At 72.5% G+C, this 16,775-nt stretch carries 17 protein-coding genes and 3 pseudogenes; 13 read left to right on the top strand and 7 right to left on the bottom strand.

Annotation, left to right across the window (positions count from 1 at the left end; translation table 11 throughout):
- Positions 1-83: 83 nt before the first annotated feature.
- Together dnaB and JRG78_RS12315 are read left to right on the top strand one after the other, a co-directional pair.
- Complete coding sequence (gene dnaB / locus JRG78_RS12320; protein ID WP_272653430.1) at positions 84-1,457, top strand: replicative DNA helicase; 1,374 nt, start codon at positions 84-86, stop codon at positions 1,455-1,457.
- A 114-nt stretch (positions 1,458-1,571) separates the two neighbouring features.
- Positions 1,572-2,600, top strand: a complete 1,029-nt coding sequence (locus JRG78_RS12315) for a DMT family transporter (RefSeq protein ID WP_272653429.1) — start codon at positions 1,572-1,574, stop codon at positions 2,598-2,600.
- A 26-nt stretch (positions 2,601-2,626) separates the two neighbouring features.
- On the opposite strand, the gene JRG78_RS12310 is transcribed toward JRG78_RS12315, so the two are convergent.
- The gene (locus tag JRG78_RS12310; RefSeq protein WP_259606933.1) at positions 2,627-3,412 is read right to left on the bottom strand and encodes a DNA/RNA non-specific endonuclease; all 786 of its coding nucleotides are present in this window, start codon (positions 3,410-3,412) and stop codon (positions 2,627-2,629) included.
- Positions 3,413-3,486: 74 nt separating this feature from the next.
- Between JRG78_RS12310 and JRG78_RS12305 the strand changes: the two are divergent.
- A pseudogene (locus JRG78_RS12305) lies at positions 3,487-3,588 on the top strand (dihydrofolate reductase family protein); the annotation flags it as partial.
- A 2-nt stretch (positions 3,589-3,590) separates the two neighbouring features.
- Here JRG78_RS12305 and JRG78_RS12300 read toward each other — a convergent pair.
- Both JRG78_RS12300 and JRG78_RS12790 read right to left on the bottom strand, forming a co-directional pair.
- Positions 3,591-4,955, bottom strand: a complete 1,365-nt coding sequence (locus tag JRG78_RS12300) for a maltokinase N-terminal cap-like domain-containing protein (RefSeq protein ID WP_259606932.1) — start codon at positions 4,953-4,955, stop codon at positions 3,591-3,593.
- Positions 4,956-5,133: 178 nt separating this feature from the next.
- A pseudogene (locus JRG78_RS12790) lies at positions 5,134-5,631 on the bottom strand (DNA topoisomerase IB); the annotation flags it as partial.
- On the opposite strand from JRG78_RS12790, the gene JRG78_RS12785 reads away from it, so the two are divergent.
- Together JRG78_RS12785 and JRG78_RS12290 are read left to right on the top strand one after the other, a co-directional pair.
- On the top strand, positions 5,630-5,896 hold the full coding sequence (locus JRG78_RS12785) for a hypothetical protein (protein ID WP_432806418.1): 267 nt from the start codon (positions 5,630-5,632) through the stop codon (positions 5,894-5,896). The pseudogene JRG78_RS12790 and the gene JRG78_RS12785 sit on opposite strands and share 2 nt — an antisense overlap.
- A gap of 186 nt (positions 5,897-6,082) precedes the next feature.
- Positions 6,083-6,379, top strand: coding sequence for a hypothetical protein (locus JRG78_RS12290; RefSeq protein ID WP_259606930.1), 297 nt, complete (start codon positions 6,083-6,085; stop codon positions 6,377-6,379).
- A 223-nt stretch (positions 6,380-6,602) separates the two neighbouring features.
- On the opposite strand, the gene JRG78_RS12285 is transcribed toward JRG78_RS12290, so the two are convergent.
- Entirely contained in the window at positions 6,603-7,556 is a 954-nt protein-coding gene (locus JRG78_RS12285) for a DMT family transporter (RefSeq protein WP_259606929.1), read from the bottom strand.
- 137 nt (positions 7,557-7,693) lie between these two features.
- On the opposite strand from JRG78_RS12285, the gene JRG78_RS12280 reads away from it, so the two are divergent.
- The 5 genes and pseudogenes from JRG78_RS12280 to JRG78_RS12260 all read left to right on the top strand — a co-directional run.
- Positions 7,694-8,335, top strand: a complete 642-nt coding sequence (locus JRG78_RS12280) for a ClpP family protease (protein ID WP_259606928.1) — start codon at positions 7,694-7,696, stop codon at positions 8,333-8,335.
- Positions 8,332-9,003, top strand: coding sequence for a ClpP family protease (locus JRG78_RS12275; RefSeq protein ID WP_259606927.1), 672 nt, complete (start codon positions 8,332-8,334; stop codon positions 9,001-9,003). Before JRG78_RS12280 ends, JRG78_RS12275 begins: the two co-directional genes overlap by 4 nt.
- Before the next feature lie 30 nt (positions 9,004-9,033).
- Positions 9,034-9,675: an acyl-CoA synthetase gene (locus JRG78_RS12270; RefSeq protein ID WP_259606926.1), complete on the top strand. Its 642-nt coding sequence runs from the start codon at positions 9,034-9,036 to the stop codon at positions 9,673-9,675.
- A complete protein-coding gene (locus JRG78_RS12265) occupies positions 9,672-10,175 on the top strand; it encodes an amino acid transporter (protein ID WP_259606925.1) in 504 nt (167 codons plus the stop codon). The genes JRG78_RS12270 and JRG78_RS12265 overlap by 4 nt, the downstream gene beginning before the upstream one ends.
- A 185-nt stretch (positions 10,176-10,360) precedes the next feature.
- Positions 10,361-11,399: pseudogene (locus JRG78_RS12260) on the top strand (MFS transporter); the annotation flags it as partial.
- A gap of 83 nt (positions 11,400-11,482) precedes the next feature.
- Here JRG78_RS12260 and purB read toward each other — a convergent pair.
- Together purB and JRG78_RS12250 are read right to left on the bottom strand one after the other, a co-directional pair.
- Positions 11,483-12,865, bottom strand: coding sequence for an adenylosuccinate lyase (purB, locus tag JRG78_RS12255; RefSeq protein ID WP_259608214.1), 1,383 nt, complete (start codon positions 12,863-12,865; stop codon positions 11,483-11,485).
- A complete protein-coding gene (locus tag JRG78_RS12250; RefSeq protein ID WP_432806417.1) occupies positions 12,862-13,416 on the bottom strand; it encodes a low molecular weight protein-tyrosine-phosphatase in 555 nt (184 codons plus the stop codon). The genes purB and JRG78_RS12250 overlap by 4 nt, the downstream gene beginning before the upstream one ends.
- Before the next feature lie 108 nt (positions 13,417-13,524).
- Here JRG78_RS12250 and JRG78_RS12245 point away from each other — a divergent pair, with 108 nt between their 5' ends.
- The gene (locus JRG78_RS12245) at positions 13,525-13,788 is read left to right on the top strand and encodes a hypothetical protein (protein ID WP_259606923.1); all 264 of its coding nucleotides are present in this window, start codon (positions 13,525-13,527) and stop codon (positions 13,786-13,788) included.
- Entirely contained in the window at positions 13,785-15,095 is a 1,311-nt protein-coding gene (locus JRG78_RS12240) for a hypothetical protein (RefSeq protein ID WP_259606922.1), read from the top strand. Before JRG78_RS12245 ends, JRG78_RS12240 begins: the two co-directional genes overlap by 4 nt.
- 76 nt (positions 15,096-15,171) lie before the next feature.
- On the opposite strand, the gene JRG78_RS12235 is transcribed toward JRG78_RS12240, so the two are convergent.
- Positions 15,172-15,570 (bottom strand): phage holin family protein, encoded by a 399-nt coding sequence (locus JRG78_RS12235; RefSeq protein WP_259606921.1) that lies wholly within the window; start codon positions 15,568-15,570, stop codon positions 15,172-15,174.
- Positions 15,571-15,686: 116 nt separating this feature from the next.
- Here JRG78_RS12235 and JRG78_RS12230 point away from each other — a divergent pair, with 116 nt between their 5' ends.
- Positions 15,687-16,769: a histidinol-phosphate transaminase gene (locus JRG78_RS12230; RefSeq protein WP_259606920.1), complete on the top strand. Its 1,083-nt coding sequence runs from the start codon at positions 15,687-15,689 to the stop codon at positions 16,767-16,769.
- Positions 16,770-16,775: the final 6 nt, after the last annotated feature.

The raw sequence follows: 16,775 nt of genomic DNA, 5'->3' as shown, positions 1-16,775 counted from the left end.
GTGTGCCAGGGACGGGATCTCCGCCCGGACCACGCGCAGAGCACGGGGGCTCTGCGAAGGCATCCGTATTGGGAGGGAGTGCTGTGTCGATCGCCGACATCTCGGAAGAACGTCTGGGTGGCACCCGCACGCCGGAGCGCACGCCCCCGCACGACCTTCTCGCGGAGCAGAGCGCGCTGGGCGGCATGCTTCTCTCCAAGGACGCCGTCGCCGACGTGATCGAGACCCTCAAGGGCGCCGACTTCTACATCCCCAAGCACGAGCTGATCTTCGAGGCCATCCTCTCGCTGTACTCGCACGGCGAGCCCACCGACGTCGTGGCCGTCACCGACGAGCTCATCAAGACCGGCGAGCTCGGCAGGGCAGGCGGTGCCGATTACCTGCACACCCTGACGTCGATCGTCCCCACCGCGGCGAACGCGGGCTACTACGCCGGCATCGTCGCCGAGCGGGCGATCCTGCGCCGCCTGGTGGATGCCGGAACGCGCATCGTGCAGCTCGGCTACGACGGTCAGGGCGACGCGACCGACATCGTCAACAGCGCGCAGGCGGAGATCTATTCGGTCACCGGCACCCAGGAGGCGGAGGACTACGTCCCGCTCACCGTCGCGGTGGACGCCGCAGTGGAGGAGATCGAGGCCGCGAGCGGTCGCGACGGCACCATGACCGGCGTGCCGACCGGCTTCCGCGAGCTCGACGAGCTGACAAACGGTCTGCACCCGGGACAGATGATCGTCGTCGCCGCCCGCCCCGCGATGGGCAAGTCGACGCTCGCGCTGGACTTCGCGCGCGCGGCATCCATCGGCCACAACCAGCCGTCGATCTTCTTCTCCCTCGAGATGGGCAAGAGCGAGATCGCGATGCGTCTGCTCAGCGCCGAGGGCGCCATCCCGCTGCAGAACATGCGTAAGGGAACCCTCGACCCCCGCGACTGGACCACCGTCGCGGCCACCCGCGGCCGGATCAACGACGCGCCCCTGTACATCGACGACAGCCCGAACATGACGCTCGTCGAGATCCGCGCGAAGTGCCGCCGGCTCAAGCAGCGGGCCGGGCTGAAGATGGTCATCATCGACTACCTGCAGCTGATGACGAGCGGCAAGCGCGTCGAGTCGCGTCAGCAGGAGGTCTCCGAGTTCTCCCGTGCCCTCAAGCTGCTCGCCAAGGAGCTGCAGGTGCCGGTGATCGCACTGTCGCAGCTGAACCGTGGCCCCGAGCAGCGGCAGGACAAGAAGCCCGTGATCAGCGACCTGCGCGAGTCCGGATCGATCGAGCAGGACGCCGACATGGTGATCCTGCTGCACCGCGACTCGGTGTACGACAAGGACGTCCGTCCTGGCGAGGCCGACCTCATCGTCGCCAAGCACCGTAACGGGCCGACCGCGACGATCACCGTCGCCTTCCAGGGCCACTACTCCCGGTTCGCCGACATGGCCCCGGGCGGCGACTTCAGCTGACGTCTCGTCGGGGTCGCGGCCGCGCCGCCACCTTGTGGCGGAAAAACGACGCTGGATGACGCTCCGGCCGATCGACCGATGTCGGTGCCTGGAGCGAGGATCGGGATATGGCGGATGCCCCTGCTCACCGATCCCCGGGACTGCCGACCGGGCCCGCACCGACCGGGCCCGCACGACCGCGCCCGCACCGACCGGGCCCGCACGACCGCGCCGGCACCGGGCGCGCCCGCACCGAACCTGCCTGCGCCGGGCACCCCGCGCGCGAACGCGCCGCTGACGCTGACCGCCGCGGCGGTGACCGTGGTGCTGTGGGCGTCGGCGTTCATCGGCATCCGCGGCGCCGGCCCGCACTTCGACCCGGGCGCCCTCGCCCTGCTGCGCATGGCAGTCGGCACGCTGGCTCTCGGGGTGATCGCGGTGCGCCACGGCATCCGCCTGCCCGAACGACGCCACTGGCCTCTCGTGATCGTGTGGGGCGTCGCCTGGTTCTGCGTCTACAACCTCGCGCTGAACAGCGCCGAACGCACGCTCGACGCCGGCACTGCGGCGATGGTCGTGAACCTCGCCCCGCTCATGGTTGTGGTCTTCAGCGGGCTGTTCCTCGGTGAGGGCTTCCCCAAGCCGCTGGTGATCGGCGCGCCGATCGCCTTCCTCGGCGTCGTCCTGATCGGGATGAGCTCGTCGACGAGCGCCGGCCTCGACATCACCGGCCTGCTGCTGGCCCTGCTCGCCGCGGTCATGTACGCCGGATGCACGCTGCTGCAGAAGCGGCTGCTCACCTCGGGCGTGGACTCGACGACCCTCACCTGGCTGGGCGCCGTCGCCGGCACGGTCGCGCTGCTGCCCTGGACCGCGCGCCTCATCGGCGACCTGCACGCCGCCCCGCTGGATGCGACGCTGTGGGTGATCTACCTCGGCATCTTCCCCACGGCGATCGCGTTCACCACCTGGGCGTACGTGCTGCAGCGCAGCACCGCCGGGCAGACCTCCGCCACGACGTACGTGGTGCCGGCCCTCGCGATCCTGATGTCGTGGCTGATTCTGGGCGAAGTGCCGACCCCGGTGATGTTCCTCGGCGGCGCCCTGTGCCTGCTCGGCGTCGTGATCACGCGCATGCGGTGGGGTCGCCCGCCGCACGGATGATGCCGAGACGCCGGACGAGCAGCCCGTCAGAGCACGATGTCGGCCGGCGTCCTCAGCATCCGCCATTCCCCGGGCCGCGCCGTGCGCGCGGCGAGCACGTCCGCATCCGGCAGCGGCCCGAGGTCGACCCCGGTGAGCTCCGCGATCTCGGCGATCGGCACCTGGAACGTGCGGAACGCCCCCAGCGCATGCACCGCGAGCAGACCGTCGCGCGTGTCGATCAGCTCGGACTGGTCGAGGACGAAACCGGCCGCGGCCAGGCCCGTCGGTCCGCGCCACGCGGCGAGCTTCCAGAACCGCAACGGGATCCGGATGCCGCGATAGGGCGGGTCGCCGCCGCCGAGGACCGGCGCGGTGAACACCGACAGCCGCTGATCCGTCGCGTCGGCGTACCCGAGCACGTGATCCTCCAGGCCCAGCCACAGCTCCTTGGACTGGTTGAACCCGGCCGCCTGCGGTGCCGCGTTCGGGTACGCGAACGTCGCGTCCATGGCGCGACGCGCCTCGTCGACGTCGCCCCAGCCGGGGTCGCGCCGGCGCACGAGGTGGCCGCGGTCGAGGTCGTTGCGCGCGTACATCTCGGGTCCGGTCTGCTCGTCGGGAGCGACCCGCGGATCCCGATGCCACTCACCCGTGCGCGCCAGGTCCTGCAGCAGGGCGCCGTCGATGTTCACCCCGGTCACCGCCGCCATCCGCCGCTCCGGATCGAGGAGCACGGTGAACCTCGGGTACGGGAGGCCCCGCACCGGCTGTGCCGGGCGGGGCAGCGGCAGCTCGGTCGCGAGGAAGTGAGGGTCGTACCCGTCCGCCATGGGACCCATCGTGCCGGATGCCCCCGACATCGTCCGGCCACGACCGCCGCAGAAGGGGGTGACGGATGCCGCGCCCGCGGCCTAGACTCGAGCTGGTCGAGGCGCGCACCTTCGACCAGCGCATCCAGCTGCTCGAGTACATCCCGACGGTGCTGGACGGCCCGCCGGGACGCTGAGATCACACCAGGCGCCGGATCGCCTGCAGCGGGATGCCGATCCAGTCCGGCCGGTTGCGCGACTCGTAGATCGCCTCGTAGACGGCCTTGTCGAGTTCGAGCGCGTCGAGCAGCGGCCGCTGCGCGGCGAGGTCGGCGCCGGATGCTCCCGCGTACCCGTCGAGGAAGGCCGCGCGCGCGGCATCCGCCCATGCCCGCACGGATGCCTGCCGGACGTCGGGCCGCTCCCGCTCGAGCGACCCGGCCACGTAGTCGAAGGAGCGCAGGGCGCCGGCGACGTCGCGGATGGCGAGGTCGGGCAGCATCCGCTCCGGCATCGGCCGCATCGGCTCGCCCTCGAAGTCGAGGATCACCCATCCGCGCCCGGGCGTGAGGATCACCTGCCCGAGGTGGTAGTCGCCGTGCACACGCTGCAGGTCCGGCCAGGCGGCATCCAGCGCCCGCGCGTACACCGCCGCGATCGCATCCTGGACGCCCGCGAGCACGGGGACCTCGGCGGCGGCGATGGACAGGCGCCGATGCCAGCCGGCGACGACCCCGGCACGCTCGTCCGCCGACGGCGGTGCCGACCCGAACAGACCGGCCAGCGACACATGCACCTCGGCGGTCGCGACGCCGAGGTCGCGGGCGCGCGCGCTGAAATCCTCACCCGCGGCGGCCGCGCGGAGGGCCACCCGGCGCGCGTCCTCGACCCCGGGCAGGAACTCCTGCGCGAACGCGAGCGAACCCTCGACGGGCGCGCCGGTCTCCGGGTCTGGCCAGGTGCCGGCCACGGATCCCACGGCTCCGGGCACGTGCGCGGAGCCGGAGGCGGCGAGGGCGGTCTGCAGCTCGATGTCGGGGTTGACGCCCGGATGCAGCTGCCGGAACACCTTGCAGATGATCGGCGCGGTGTCGTCGCCGTCGCGGTAGATGATCGAGGTGTTCGACTGCTCGCCGCCGAGCACGCCGGCCGCGTACTCCGCATCCGGGATCTGCGCCGCGGGGATGCCGCGCGCCCGAGCCCGCTCACCGGCGGCCTCGCCGCCGCGGGTCACCAGCCGGCGCAGCGCCTCGGTGTACGACGGGTCGAACGGGCCGTCCAGCAGCACGGTGCCCGGTTCGGGGCTGCCGATGACGTGGTCTGCGGCGGGGTCGACGGCGGATGCCGGACGCGCGACCACCGGCACCTGATACAGCACGACGGGGTGTGCGCCGGTGTCGGCGACGAGGAGCGTGGTGACGACGGCGCGCTCGCCGCCGTGACCGGCGAACGGGTCCGGCAGATCCCACGCGGCGACGAGCCGCAGCTCCGGGTCGCGACCCTTCGCCGAGTACCAGCGCTGCCGGGGCATCCAGGCCGCCAGGCACGCCACCGTGCTGTCCATACCTGCGACAGTAGAGCCACCGGATCGCCGGTGTCGACAGCCCTTCCGCGCGCCGCCGCGGATCGATCGTGACGCCCTCCTCGTACAGGTCGAACACCCGCGGGTCGATGTAGCTCGCACGCGCGACCGCCGGCGTGTTGCCGAGCACGGCGGCCGTCGTCTTCACCGCGTCGATGACGGCGCGGCGCCGCGCGGTCGCCGTGGTGCGCGGGCCGGTCTCGGCCAGGGCGCGTGCCGCGGTGACCGTGCCGTGCAGCGTGCGGAAGTCCTTCGCGGTGAACTCCCCGCCGGTGCGCGCGCGGACGTCGTCGTTGATGTCGGCGGCGTGCAGCGGATGCCAGCCCGCGTCGTCCTGCCAGGCCAGCAGCGTCGCGTCCGGGCCGCGGCGCTTCAGCCCGGCCACGAGCGCCGCGAGGTCGGGATCCTCCACGTCCGACTCCCACGGCTGCCCGCTCTTGGCGGGGAAGCGCAGCTCGACCACGGTGCCGCCGCGCACCGCCGCGTGCTCGCCGCGGAGCGTCACCAGCCCGATGCTGCCGTGCGTGCGCGCGTACTGCTCCGAGCCGACCCGCAGCAGCGCGGAGTCCAGCATCCGGAAGGCGCCGGCGAGCACCCGCTCCCGCGGGAATCCCTCGAGACGCAGGTCGGAGGTCACCCGTCCCCGCACCGACGGCATGACGGCGGCGAGCTCGAGCATCCGGTCGAACCCGCTCGCCTGGTTCAGTGCGCTGTTCGTGCTGGTCCCGGCGTATCTCAAAGCGCATCGCGACCTGGCACGGATGCCGGTGACCCCGGACTTCGTCACGGAGACGACGCCGATCCCGGTGATCGGCCCGACCGACGGGTCGATGGTGGTGGATGCCGTGCTCACCGCGCCGGTGCCGATCGTTCCCCCGCGGCTGTCGCGGCTGCGCCGGCCGGCGTCGCGGCGGCGCCGCTAGCATCCGCTCGTCGTCGACGCGGCGGCGGATGCGTGGCATCCGTGCTTCCTGCGCGCGGCATCCGTTCGTCGTAGACGCAACGGCCGAACATCATCCTTGAGACGGATGCCCGGCGTCGGAGGCCTCACCTACTCTTGATCACAGAGGCGCGCGGGGGGTGCGCCCGATGACACGGGGGGTCGTGCCATGACGTCATTGACGGTTGCGAACGCGCTCATCGAGCTGTTCGTTCCGATCGGGGTGGCCGGAGCAGTGATCGCGGTGGCCTGCGCACTCGTCGCGGCCACCGCGCTCGCTCGCGGCTGGGCGGGACTGTGCGGAGGGGCGGTCGGCGTCTGGATCGTCGCCGCCATGCTCAGCGTGGCGGCCACGTTCGCCAGCCTGTGGACGCCGGTGCTGGTCTCGCTCGCCGCGCTCGCCGCGGCGCTCGTGCTGGGAGCTGTGGCGCGCGGGCTCTCGGTCCGCCGCTCCGCCGCGGCCTGAGAGCGCCCTGCCGAGGAGCGCCGGTGGCCGCAGGCGATCTCCTGCTCAGCCGCCGAAAATGGGTGTTGACGGGTACCGTGCGGCAACCCGTACCATTCGACTACCCGAACGGCTGATGCCCCGTATGACGCTGTCGGGTCCTCAGCCTCCCGGCGGGGTGTGGTGATCACGCCCGCACCCCGCCGGGACACCAACGGCGGGGACGCGGACACGGCGGGGCACGCTACTCCACGTCGGCGCGCGAAGGTCGCTCCGTGCCGCGCCGGCGCACGGTCGCTTCGTGCGGCGGTCCCTCCGTGCGGCGTCGGCGCACGATTCGCAGCTCGCTGGCGAGGATCCCGAGCACGACCAGTCCGCCGCCGAGCAGCGCCGTCAGCGGCAGCCGCTCCCCGGCGATCCGGCCGACGACGGCCGCCCACACCGGCTCGCCGGCGTAGATGATCGTGGCCCGGGTCGCCGACACCGACTTCTGCGCCCAGTTCATGGTCAGCTGGATGAGGCAGCTCGCCGCGCCCAGGCCGACGGCGGCGCCGAGCCACACCCAGGAGAACGCCGGTGGCGCCTCGCTGACCAGCGGCATCGTCGCCAGCCCCAGCACACCGGCGGTGAGCAGCTGCACGATGGTGATCCGGCCCAGGTCGACGCGGTTCGCGAACAGGCTGATCAGGATGATCTCCGCGACGATGGGCAGCGTGCTGATGATCGTGGCGATCTCGCCGGTGCCGAGCGACAGCCGCAGGGCATCCGGCCCCGCGATGAGCACCAGCCCCGCGAACGCGAGACCGGCGCCGAGGAAGGCGAGGGCGGGCGGTCGGCGGCGGAACACGGCCCACTGCGCGAACGGCACCATCGGCACGTAGAGCGCGGTGAGGAACGCGGACGTGCTGCTCTCGATGGACTGCAGCCCGTAGGTCTGCAGGCCGTAGCCGAGGTGGATCATCAGGCCGATCGCGGCGCCCGCGCCGATGTCGCGCCAGCGGATGCCGCGCAGCGCGCCCCGAAAGATGAGCATGCTGATCAGGCCGGCCAGGAGGAAGCGGATGCCGACGAAGAACCATGGTCCGGAGTGCTCCATCGCCCAGTGGACCAGCAGGAACGTGCACCCCCACACCGCGGTGATCGCGATGAGGGCGAGCTCCTGCGGGCGCAGCCGCATCCAGCGCAGACGAGAGGGCATCCTCCGATTCTGCCCCGTCCCCCTCGCCCCCCTCGCCCCCTCGTCCCCCGCCCGGGCGGCGGGCGCTCTGCCGTGGGCGGATCCGCCTGGGGCGGATTCCGGTGCGGGGCATCCGCATCAGGGCGCAGGCTGACGTCATGACCGACGACACCACCGTTCCCCGCTTCGGGCCGGAGGCGCGGCGCGCACTGTTCCACGAGCGCGTCCTCGTCCTCGACGGCCCGCTCGACGACGACAACGGCACGCTGCTGATGACGCAGCTGCTCAGCCTCGCCGCCGAGGATCCTGTGACCGACATCGCGCTGTGGATCCATTCGCCCGGCGGCTCCGTCCCGGCGATGCTCGCCATCCGCGACATCATGCGCACCGTGCCGAACGACGTCGCCACCGTCGCGCTCGGCATGGCGTGCAGCGCCGGGCAGTTCCTGCTCTCGGCGGGCACCAAGGGCAAACGCCGCGCGCTCGAGCACGCGCGCATCCTGCTGCACCAGGCTTCGGCGGGGATCGGCGGATCCGCCGTGGAGATCGAGGTGCAGGCCGACGACCTGCGGCACATGCGCGACACCGTGATCGGGCTGATCGCCGAGGACACCGGCCAGCCGCGCGAACGCGTCTTCGAGGACTCCCTGCACGACCACTGGTACACGGCCGCCGAGGCCCTGGACTACGGCTTCATCGACGGGATCGTGGGATCCGTGTCGGAGGTGTTCCCGCGGCGTCGGTCGCGGATCGGACTGGGCGCCGAAGGCGGCCCCGAGCAGGAGGAGAGCGGACGATGAGCAGCTACACCATCCCGAACGTGATCGCGCAGCATCCGCGCGGCGACCGCATCATGGACGTCTACTCGCATCTGCTGTCGGAGCGGATCGTGTACCTCGGCACCGAGGTGGATGCCGGCGTCGCCAACGCCATCATCGCGCAGCTGCTGCACCTGGATGCCGACAGCCCGGACAGCGACGTGCAGTTCTCCATCAACTGCGCCGGCGGCGACCCCAGCGCGGCGCTGGCGATCTACGACACCATGCAGCACATCCGTCCCCGGGTGACGACGACCTGCGTGGGTCAGGCGATCGGCGTCGGCGCGCTGCTCGTCGCCGCGGGTGCCCCCGGGATGCGATCGGCGCTGCCGCACGCCCGGATCGTGCTGCACCAGCCGGCGGCGCAGACCCGCGGGGCGATTCCCGACCTGATCCTCGCCGCCGACGAGGTGGTGCGGGTGCGCTCGGAGATCGAGCAGGTGCTCGCACAGCACACCGGCCAGACCGTCGCGGCCCTGCGCGCCGACACCGACCGCGATCGGGTGTTCACGGCCGCCGCCGCCGCCGAGTACGGCCTGATCGACCAGGTGGGCTCAGCGCCCGAAGGACCGCGCCGCCGGGACGGGCTCAGCGCCGAAAGCCTGCGCCCGAACCGCGCCCGGGCCCGGACCCCCGCCCCGGGTCCGTAGACTGGAGGGGTCACCGATCGAGGACTCGTCATGCCCGCCCCTTCCCGCCCGTTCACGGCGCGCCACGTGCAGCTCAGCCGTGCCGCGCTCGCGGCCGTGGCTGCGCTGATGATCACGTTCTCGCCCGACCACTCGGCGGCGGTCGGCCTGTCCGTCTTCGGCGGCTTCGCGATCGTGACCGCCTTCGTGCTCGCGCTCGCCGCCTGGAGCGCGTATCCCGCCGGCCGCCGCTGGCCCGCCGTGGCCATCGCCGTGATCTCGATCATCGTCGGCATGGCCGGCAGCATCCCGTCCTGGCGCTCCGAGACGCTGTTCTTCGTGCTCGTGATCGCCTGGGCCCTGCTCACCGGACTCGTCGAACTCCTCGCCGGCATCCGCCACCGCGGCAGCGAGGGCGCCCGCGACGCGATGATCACCGGCGCCCTCGGCATCCTGCTCGCCGCCGCGCTGCTCCTGGTGCCCGCCGGCTTCGCGCAGCCGTACACCGTCGACGGCGCCGGCACCTTCACGCTCACCGGCATCATCCTGGGCGTCGGCCTCTTCGGCGGATACGCGGCGATCGTCGCGGTGTTCCTCGGCATCGCCGGGCTCACCCCGCGCGGGGCCGTGGAGAGGACGGATGCCGCAGCCGGCCCTCGTGCGAGCGAGGCCCAGAGTGGAGGACCCGCATGACCGACCACAAGCCGTCCCGCCGCGAGATCCTCCGCCCGCTGCACCTCGTCGGCATCGCCCTGGGCTGCGGAATCTTCGCGACCGTCGTGACCCTCGTCTCGACCGGAGCGTTCACCGCGCGGGTGAACCTGGCCATCGCCCGCGGCACGTACGAGGGCCTCACCCCGCTCGGCCTCGGCCTCGTGGTCGGCGGGGCCGCGTTCATCATCACGCTGCTGCTGCTCGCGATGCTGCTGCTCGCGATCGACCCGGCCGATGTCACCAAGCGCGTCGACCGGCCCGTGCTCTACGACGCGACCGACGCGGACGACGCGGGTGACGCAGGCGCAGGTGCCGAGGCCGGCGACGCGGATGACAGGGATGCCGCCGGCCGCGCCGGCCGCGCCACCGACCGCGCCACCGACCGCCGCGCCGACCGCGCCACGGACAGCACCGACGGGAACCCCGGCCCCGCGGACGGCGACGGCCCCGGATCCGCCGACCGTCGCGACCGGTCCTGATCCGGCGGAATGCCCGCCGACCGCGACCGGTCCTGATCCGGCGGAATGCCCGCTGGCCGCCGCGACCGGTCCTGATCCGGCGGAATACCCGCCGCGGCATCCGGCTTGTCCCTGAGGTGACCATCTCCGTCGATCGCGCCGACGTCGGCCTGCGCTCCGAGCGCGGGCCGGTGCTGGGAGCGCTGATGCTCGCGACCGGCCTGATCGCGATCGACGCGACGATCCTCGCCACCGCCGTGCCGAGCATCGTCCGCGACCTGGGCAGCTATCAGGAGTTCCCGTGGCTGTTCTCCGTCTACCTGCTCGCGCAGGCGGTCAGCGTGCCGATCTACTCGCGCTTCGCGGACGTCATCGGACGCAAGCCGATCATCCTGCTCGGCATCGTCCTCTTCCTCGCCGGCTCCGTGCTGTGCGGCTTCGCGTGGAGCATGACCGCGCTCATCGTGTTCCGGATCGTGCAGGGTCTGGGCGCCGGTGCGGTCGCCCCGATGTCGATGACCATCGTCGGCGACATCTACACGGTCGCCGAGCGCGCCAAGGTGCAGGGGTACATCGCGAGCGTGTGGGCGGTGTCGTCGGTCGTCGGGCCGGCTCTCGGCGGTGTGTTCTCGCAGCTGGATGCCTGGCGCTGGATCTTCTTCGTGAACGTCCCGCTGTGCGCGGTCGCGGGATGGATGCTGGTGCGCCGCTACCACGAGGCGAAGCACTCGCAGCGGCACCGCATCGACTACGCCGGCGCCGTGCTGCTCGCGGTCGGGCTCACGAGCGTGATCCTCGGGCTGCTCGAGGGCGGCAACGCGTGGGCGTGGCTGTCGGTTCCCAGCGCGGTGTGCTTCGGCGTCGGGATTCTGGCGCTGGCGGGCTTCGTCGTCGTGGAGCGGCGCGCCGCCGAGCCGATCATCGACCTGCGCCTGGCCGGGCGGCGGCTGATCCTCACCACCACGCTGGTGTCCCTCGGGGTCGGTGCGCTGATGATCGGGGTCACCAGTTTCGCCCCGGCGTATCTGGAGGGGTCGATCGGCATCGCGCCGCTGCTCTCCGGCCTCGCCGTGGCCGAACCCGGTCGTGGTGGCGATCGTGGCGTTCGTGCTCGGCTTCGGCCTGGGCTGGAGCGCCGCGCCCACGCTCATCGCGGCCCAGTCGTCGGTCGGCTGGGGGGAGCGCGGGGTGGTCACCGGCCTGAACGCGTTCGCCCGTTCCGCCGGAACCGCGGCCCGCGTCTCAGAAACTGCGGGTCCCCGGCATCCGCACCCGCATCTTCTGCGACACCGGCGGGCGCCAGCGTCGCCCGGCCCGCAGTCCCCGACTCAGCGCGCGAGCTGCTCCGCGAGCCCCACGTACGTCGCCGGGGTCAGCGCCAGCAGCCGCTGCTTCGCGGCGTCCCCGATGTCCAGGCCCTGCACGAACTCCGCGAGCTCCTCGGCCCCGACCCGGTGACCGCGGGTGAGCTCCTTCAGCAGCGCGTAGGGGTCGGTGATGGTCGAGCGCCCGGCGACGACCTCGGCCCGGATCACGGTCTGGATGGCCTCCGCGAGCACCTCCCAGTTCGCGTCGAGGTCGGCGAGCAGCACGTCCCGCGACAGCGAGATCTCGTTCAGACCGCGGCGCAGGTTGTCCAGTGCGAGCAGCGAGTGCCCGAACGCGACGCCGATGTTGCGCTGCGTGGTGGAGTCGGTGAGGTCGCGCTGCAGGCGCGAGGTGACCAGCGTCTGCGACAGCGAGCCGAGCAGGCTGCCTGCCAGCTCGAGGTTCGCCTCGGCGTTCTCGAACCGGATCGGGTTGATCTTGTGCGGCATCGTCGACGACCCGGTCGCGCCCGCGACGGGGATCTGTGCGAAGTAGCCGAGGGAGATGTAGGTCCACACGTCGGTCGCGAGGTTGTGCAGGATCCCGCCGGCGTGGCGCACCCGGTCGTACAGCTCCACCTGCCAGTCGTGCGACTCGATCTGCGTGGTGAGGCCGTTGAAGTCGATGCCCAGGCCCTCGATGAACTCGCGCGCCAGCCGCGGCCAGTCGACGTCAGGCTCGGCGGCGAGGTGAGCCGACCAGGTGCCGGTGGCGCCGGAGAACTTGGCCAGATACTCGGATGCCGCGATCTGCCCGCGCACCCGCTCCAGGCGCCAGGCGAACACCGCCAGCTCCTTGCCCATCGTCGACGGCGTGGCCGGCTGACCGTGCGTGCGGGAGAGCATCGGGGCATCCGCGTGCTCGACGGCAAGCTCGCGCAGCTTCGCGACGACGGCGTCCAGCGCCGGCAGCCACACGCCCTCGACCGCGCGCTTCACGGTGAGCGCGTAGGAGGCGGAGTTGATGTCCTCGCTGGTGCAGGCGAAGTGCGTGAGCTCGGCGATGGCGTCCAGGCCGAGGGCCGACAGCCGGTCTCGCACCAGGTACTCGACCGCCTTCACGTCGTGACGGGTGACGGCCTCCTTCTCGGCGAGCCAGTCGATCTCGGCCTGCCCGAACTCGCGGTACAGGGCGCGCAGGCGCTCCTTGTCGGCATCCGCCAGCGGTGACGTGCCGAACAGCGACCGGTCGGTGAGGGCGATCAGCCACTCCACCTCGACCTCCACCCGGGCGCGGTTCAGGCCCGCCTCGGAGAGGAAGTCGGCGAGCCCGGTGACGGCGGCGCGGTAGCGGCCGTCGAGCGGGCTGAGCGGCTGGGGCGGGAGGGAAGGCTGGGAAGTCAGGAGAGGTCCTCCGGCTCGGGGCCCCGCATCGCGCGGGACGTCGGGTGGGGCACCCGCACAGCCGGTTCGAGCTGGCGGAACAGCCCGCGGGTCGCGAGCTCAATCATACCGAGCACGGAATCGAACATCGCGGGCCCGGCGTAGTACGGATCCGGCACGTCCATGCTCGAGGCGTGCGGGTCGAAGGAGCGCAGCAGCGCGATCTTCGCCTCGTCGTCCTCGGACCGCGCCCAGGTGCGGAGGATGCGCTCGTGCGTGCGGTCGAGCGCGATCACGAGGTCGTTCTCGGCGAAGGATGCCGCGGTGAACTGCTTCGCCCGATGTGCGGACCCGTCGTAGCCGCGGCGGCCGAGCGCCTCGAGGGTGCGCTCGTCGGCGCGCTCGCCGAGGTGCCAGTCGCCGGTTCCGGCGCTGCGCGCTTCGATGCGGGAGCCGAGTCCCTGCGACTCCGCGAGCGCGCGCAGCACGACCTCCGCCATGGGGGAGCGGCAGATGTTCCCCGTGCAGACGAAGATGACGCGGAAGGGCGCTGGCGACGTCACGCCTCCCATTCTGCCGGTCGCCCGCTCGCTGTCCACACCCGCGGCGGTGAGGGATGTTGTGCACAGCGGCCGTGTTTCCGGGCTTCGGCGCCGTGGCGGTGGACGCACCATGGGGGCATGTACGACATCGCCCCCGCGCACGGCATCGCTCCCGCCGAGTTCTGGGCGGCGCTGGCCGCCCAGCGTGCCCTGGACGACGCCCTCGAGGCGCTGGAGAACGCACGCGCCGAGCTGAGCCGGCTCGCCGCGGAGACGACCTGGCAGTCCCGCGGGGTCGCCGCCCTGCACGAGCGTCTCGTCGCCGCCGGCGAGGATGCTGCGGATGCGGCCGGCACCGTACGCGGGATGCAGTGGTCGCTCGGAGCGGCGGTGGGCCCGTGACGGACGGCCTCGACATCGTCTCGGGCGGAGCGATCGCGGTCGACACCGAGGCGCTCCGCGACGTCGGCCGGCGTCTGCACGGGGTGGCGCGGATGCTGACGGATGCCGAGAGCGCGATCCGCCGCGCGTGCGGGATCGCCGGCGGCATCGCCGCCCTGCGCACCTGCGAGGGCGATCTGGCGGCGGGCGCCGGCCGGATCGCGCGCCTCGCCGACGAGTGCGCGGAGGATGCCGCCGGCACGCTCCTGATGGCCGACGTCTTCGAGGTCGTGGAGCTGCAGGCGCGGCAGCGCGCACTGGAGGTGAACGACCCGCGCGCCGCCCTCGCCCTGCAGGACCGGATCGACCGGCTGACCTCCGCCGATCCGCGGATTGGGTCGATGGCCGCGCAGCTGGTCGCCGGGTGGGAGGAGCGGCGCTTCCAGGGCCTGGAGCACCAGCATCTGGACCGGCTGCTGGTCCCCGGGTCGATGCCGTGGAGCGGCCCCGGGCCGATCGGCGGCCTGGCGCTCGCCGGCGGCGGAATCGCCGCGGTGCGCGGGCTCGGAGTGCTCCCGTACGGCGCCCGCCTGGACGGAACCGCGCCCCCGGTGCGGGTGGAGCGCGTCGCCACCTGGTTCCAGGTGCCGCCGCCGCGGAACATCGCGGAGTCGCTGCAGCGCATCCCGCGGAGGGGCGCGCAGGTGCGCGTCGAGGAGTACACGATGCGGGACGGCGCGCGCCGTTTCGTCGCCTACATCGACGGCACCCGCACGGCCCTGCCGCTGGTCACGCAGCAGCCGTGGGACATGGGGTCCAACTGGGACGCGTACATGCGGCAGGAGAAGTCCGCCGCGTACCACGCCGTGCAGGAGGCGCTGCGGGAGGCCGGCGCCGGCCCGGACAGCCGCGTCGACCTCGTGGGCTACTCGCAGGGCGCCATGATCGCCTCCTACCTCGCGATGGACGGGTCGCTCGACGTCGGCACCACCGTGCTCGCCGGCAGCCCGGTGGAGCCGTCGCTGCAGGACGGTCAGACCCTGGTGCAGCTGCGGCACAGCGACGACCCGATCGCGGCGCTCGCCGGTGGCGGATCACCCGGGTCCCCGGGCGCGGACGGGTTCACCGCCTGGCGGGAGGCGGGCGACGGCATGTTCGGGAACGACGCGCCGTTCGCGGCGCACGACCTGGAGGCCTACATCGAGACGGCGGGGATGGTCGACGCCTCCCGCGATCCCCGCGTGGAGGAGGTGACCCTGTGGAGCGAACTCGCCGGGGCCGTGGACGTGCGCGCCTTCGACTACGTCGCGACCCGGCCGGCCGGCTGACGGGCGGGCCGCGGTCGAAGGGCGGGGCGCGGTCGACGGGCGGGGGGCGTGGTCGACGGGCGGGGCGTGGTTGCGGTCAGTCGCGCGAGCGCTTCTGCGGCCGCAGTAGGAAGCCGAACACGGCGTTGATGATCGCGATCAGCAGCGCCGCGACCACGGCCCACCAGAAGTTGCCGAGCGTCAGCCCCCAGCCGAACCCGGAGGTGATCCACGCGGTCAGCCAGAGCAGGATGCCGTTCACGAGCAGCGCGATCAGGCCGAACGTGAGGATGTAGAGCGGGAACGCGACGATCCGGATCACCGTGCCGACCACGGTGTTCACGAGCGCGAAGATCGCGCCGACGGCCAGCAGCGTGAGCACGAGCTGCAGGTCCTCGCCGGGCGGGAAGGGCGTGATCACCACCTGCAGGGCGGGGATCAGGGACACCACCCACAGGGCGAAGGCGTTCACGACGACACGGATGACGAATCGCATGGTCCCCTCAGTCTGGCACGAGCGCCGCCCGATGTCGCAGTGCGTGCCCATCTTCACCGGAGCGGTGGGGCCGCGCGGACCGGCGGGCCCGCCACGGCGGTCGTAGACTCTCCCTCGTGACCGAGCCGATCCTGCCCCGCATCCGCCCGGAGATCGCCGCCCTGCCGCCGTACCGTCAGGGTCGCCAGGCCGGGCCGAACGCCTTCAAGCTCTCCAGCAACGAGAACCCGTTCGACCCGCTGCCGTCCGTCCAGGAGGCGCTCGCGCACACCACTCCGGTGAACCGCTACCCCGACGCGTCGGCCGCCGCGCTGCGCGCCCGCCTGGGTGAGAAGTACGGCGTCGACACGGATGCCGTGCACGTCGCCGCCGGTTCGGTCTCGATCCTGCACCAGCTCGTCCTCGGCACGGCGAGCGTCGGCGACGAGGTCGTCTACGCGTGGCGCTCCTTCGAGGCATATCCGAGCCTGCCGCTGGTCGCCGGCGCCACCGGGGTGCAGGTCCCGCTCACCACGGGCGCTCGCCACGACCTCGACGCGATGGCGGATGCCGTCACCAACCGCACCCGCGCCGTCATCGTCTGCACCCCGAACAACCCGACCGGCCCGATCGTCACCAGCGCCGAGTTCGCGTCCTTCGTCGACCGCGTCCCCGCCGACTGCCTGATCATTCTCGATGAGGCATATGCCGAGTTCGTCACCGACCCCGAGGCGGTCGACGGCCTCCGTGAGCGCCTGTTCGAGAAGCATCCGAACGTCGTGGTGCTGCGCACCTTCTCCAAGGCCTACGGGCTCGCCGGACTCCGGATCGGCTACGCGATCGGGCATCCGCGCGTCCTGGACGCCGCCCGCACCACCGGCATCCCGCTGTCGGTGACCAGCGCCGCCGAGCGCGCCGCGATCGCGAGCCTCGACGCCGAGGACGAGCTGGGCGAGCGCATCGCCGAGATCGTCGCCCGGCGCACCGTGCTGCGGGACGGCCTTCGCGCGCAGGGCTGGGACGTCCCGGACGCGCAGGGCAACTTCGTGTGGCTGCCGACCGGCGCCGACACCGACCACGTCGCGGCCGCGTTCGACGCCGCCGACCTGATCGTGCGCCCGTTCTCCGGCGACGGCATCCGCATATCCGTCGGCGAGCATGAATCCGTGGGCAAGGTCCTACAGGTCGCGGAATCCGTTGTGCGGACTCTCCAGCGTTGAGCCGGT

It is taken from the genome of Microbacterium sp. EF45047, assembly GCF_028472845.1.
GTDB classification, from domain to species: Bacteria; Actinomycetota; Actinomycetes; order Actinomycetales; family Microbacteriaceae; genus Microbacterium; species Microbacterium neungamense.
This window is presented reverse-complemented; position numbering and strand designations above follow the sequence as displayed.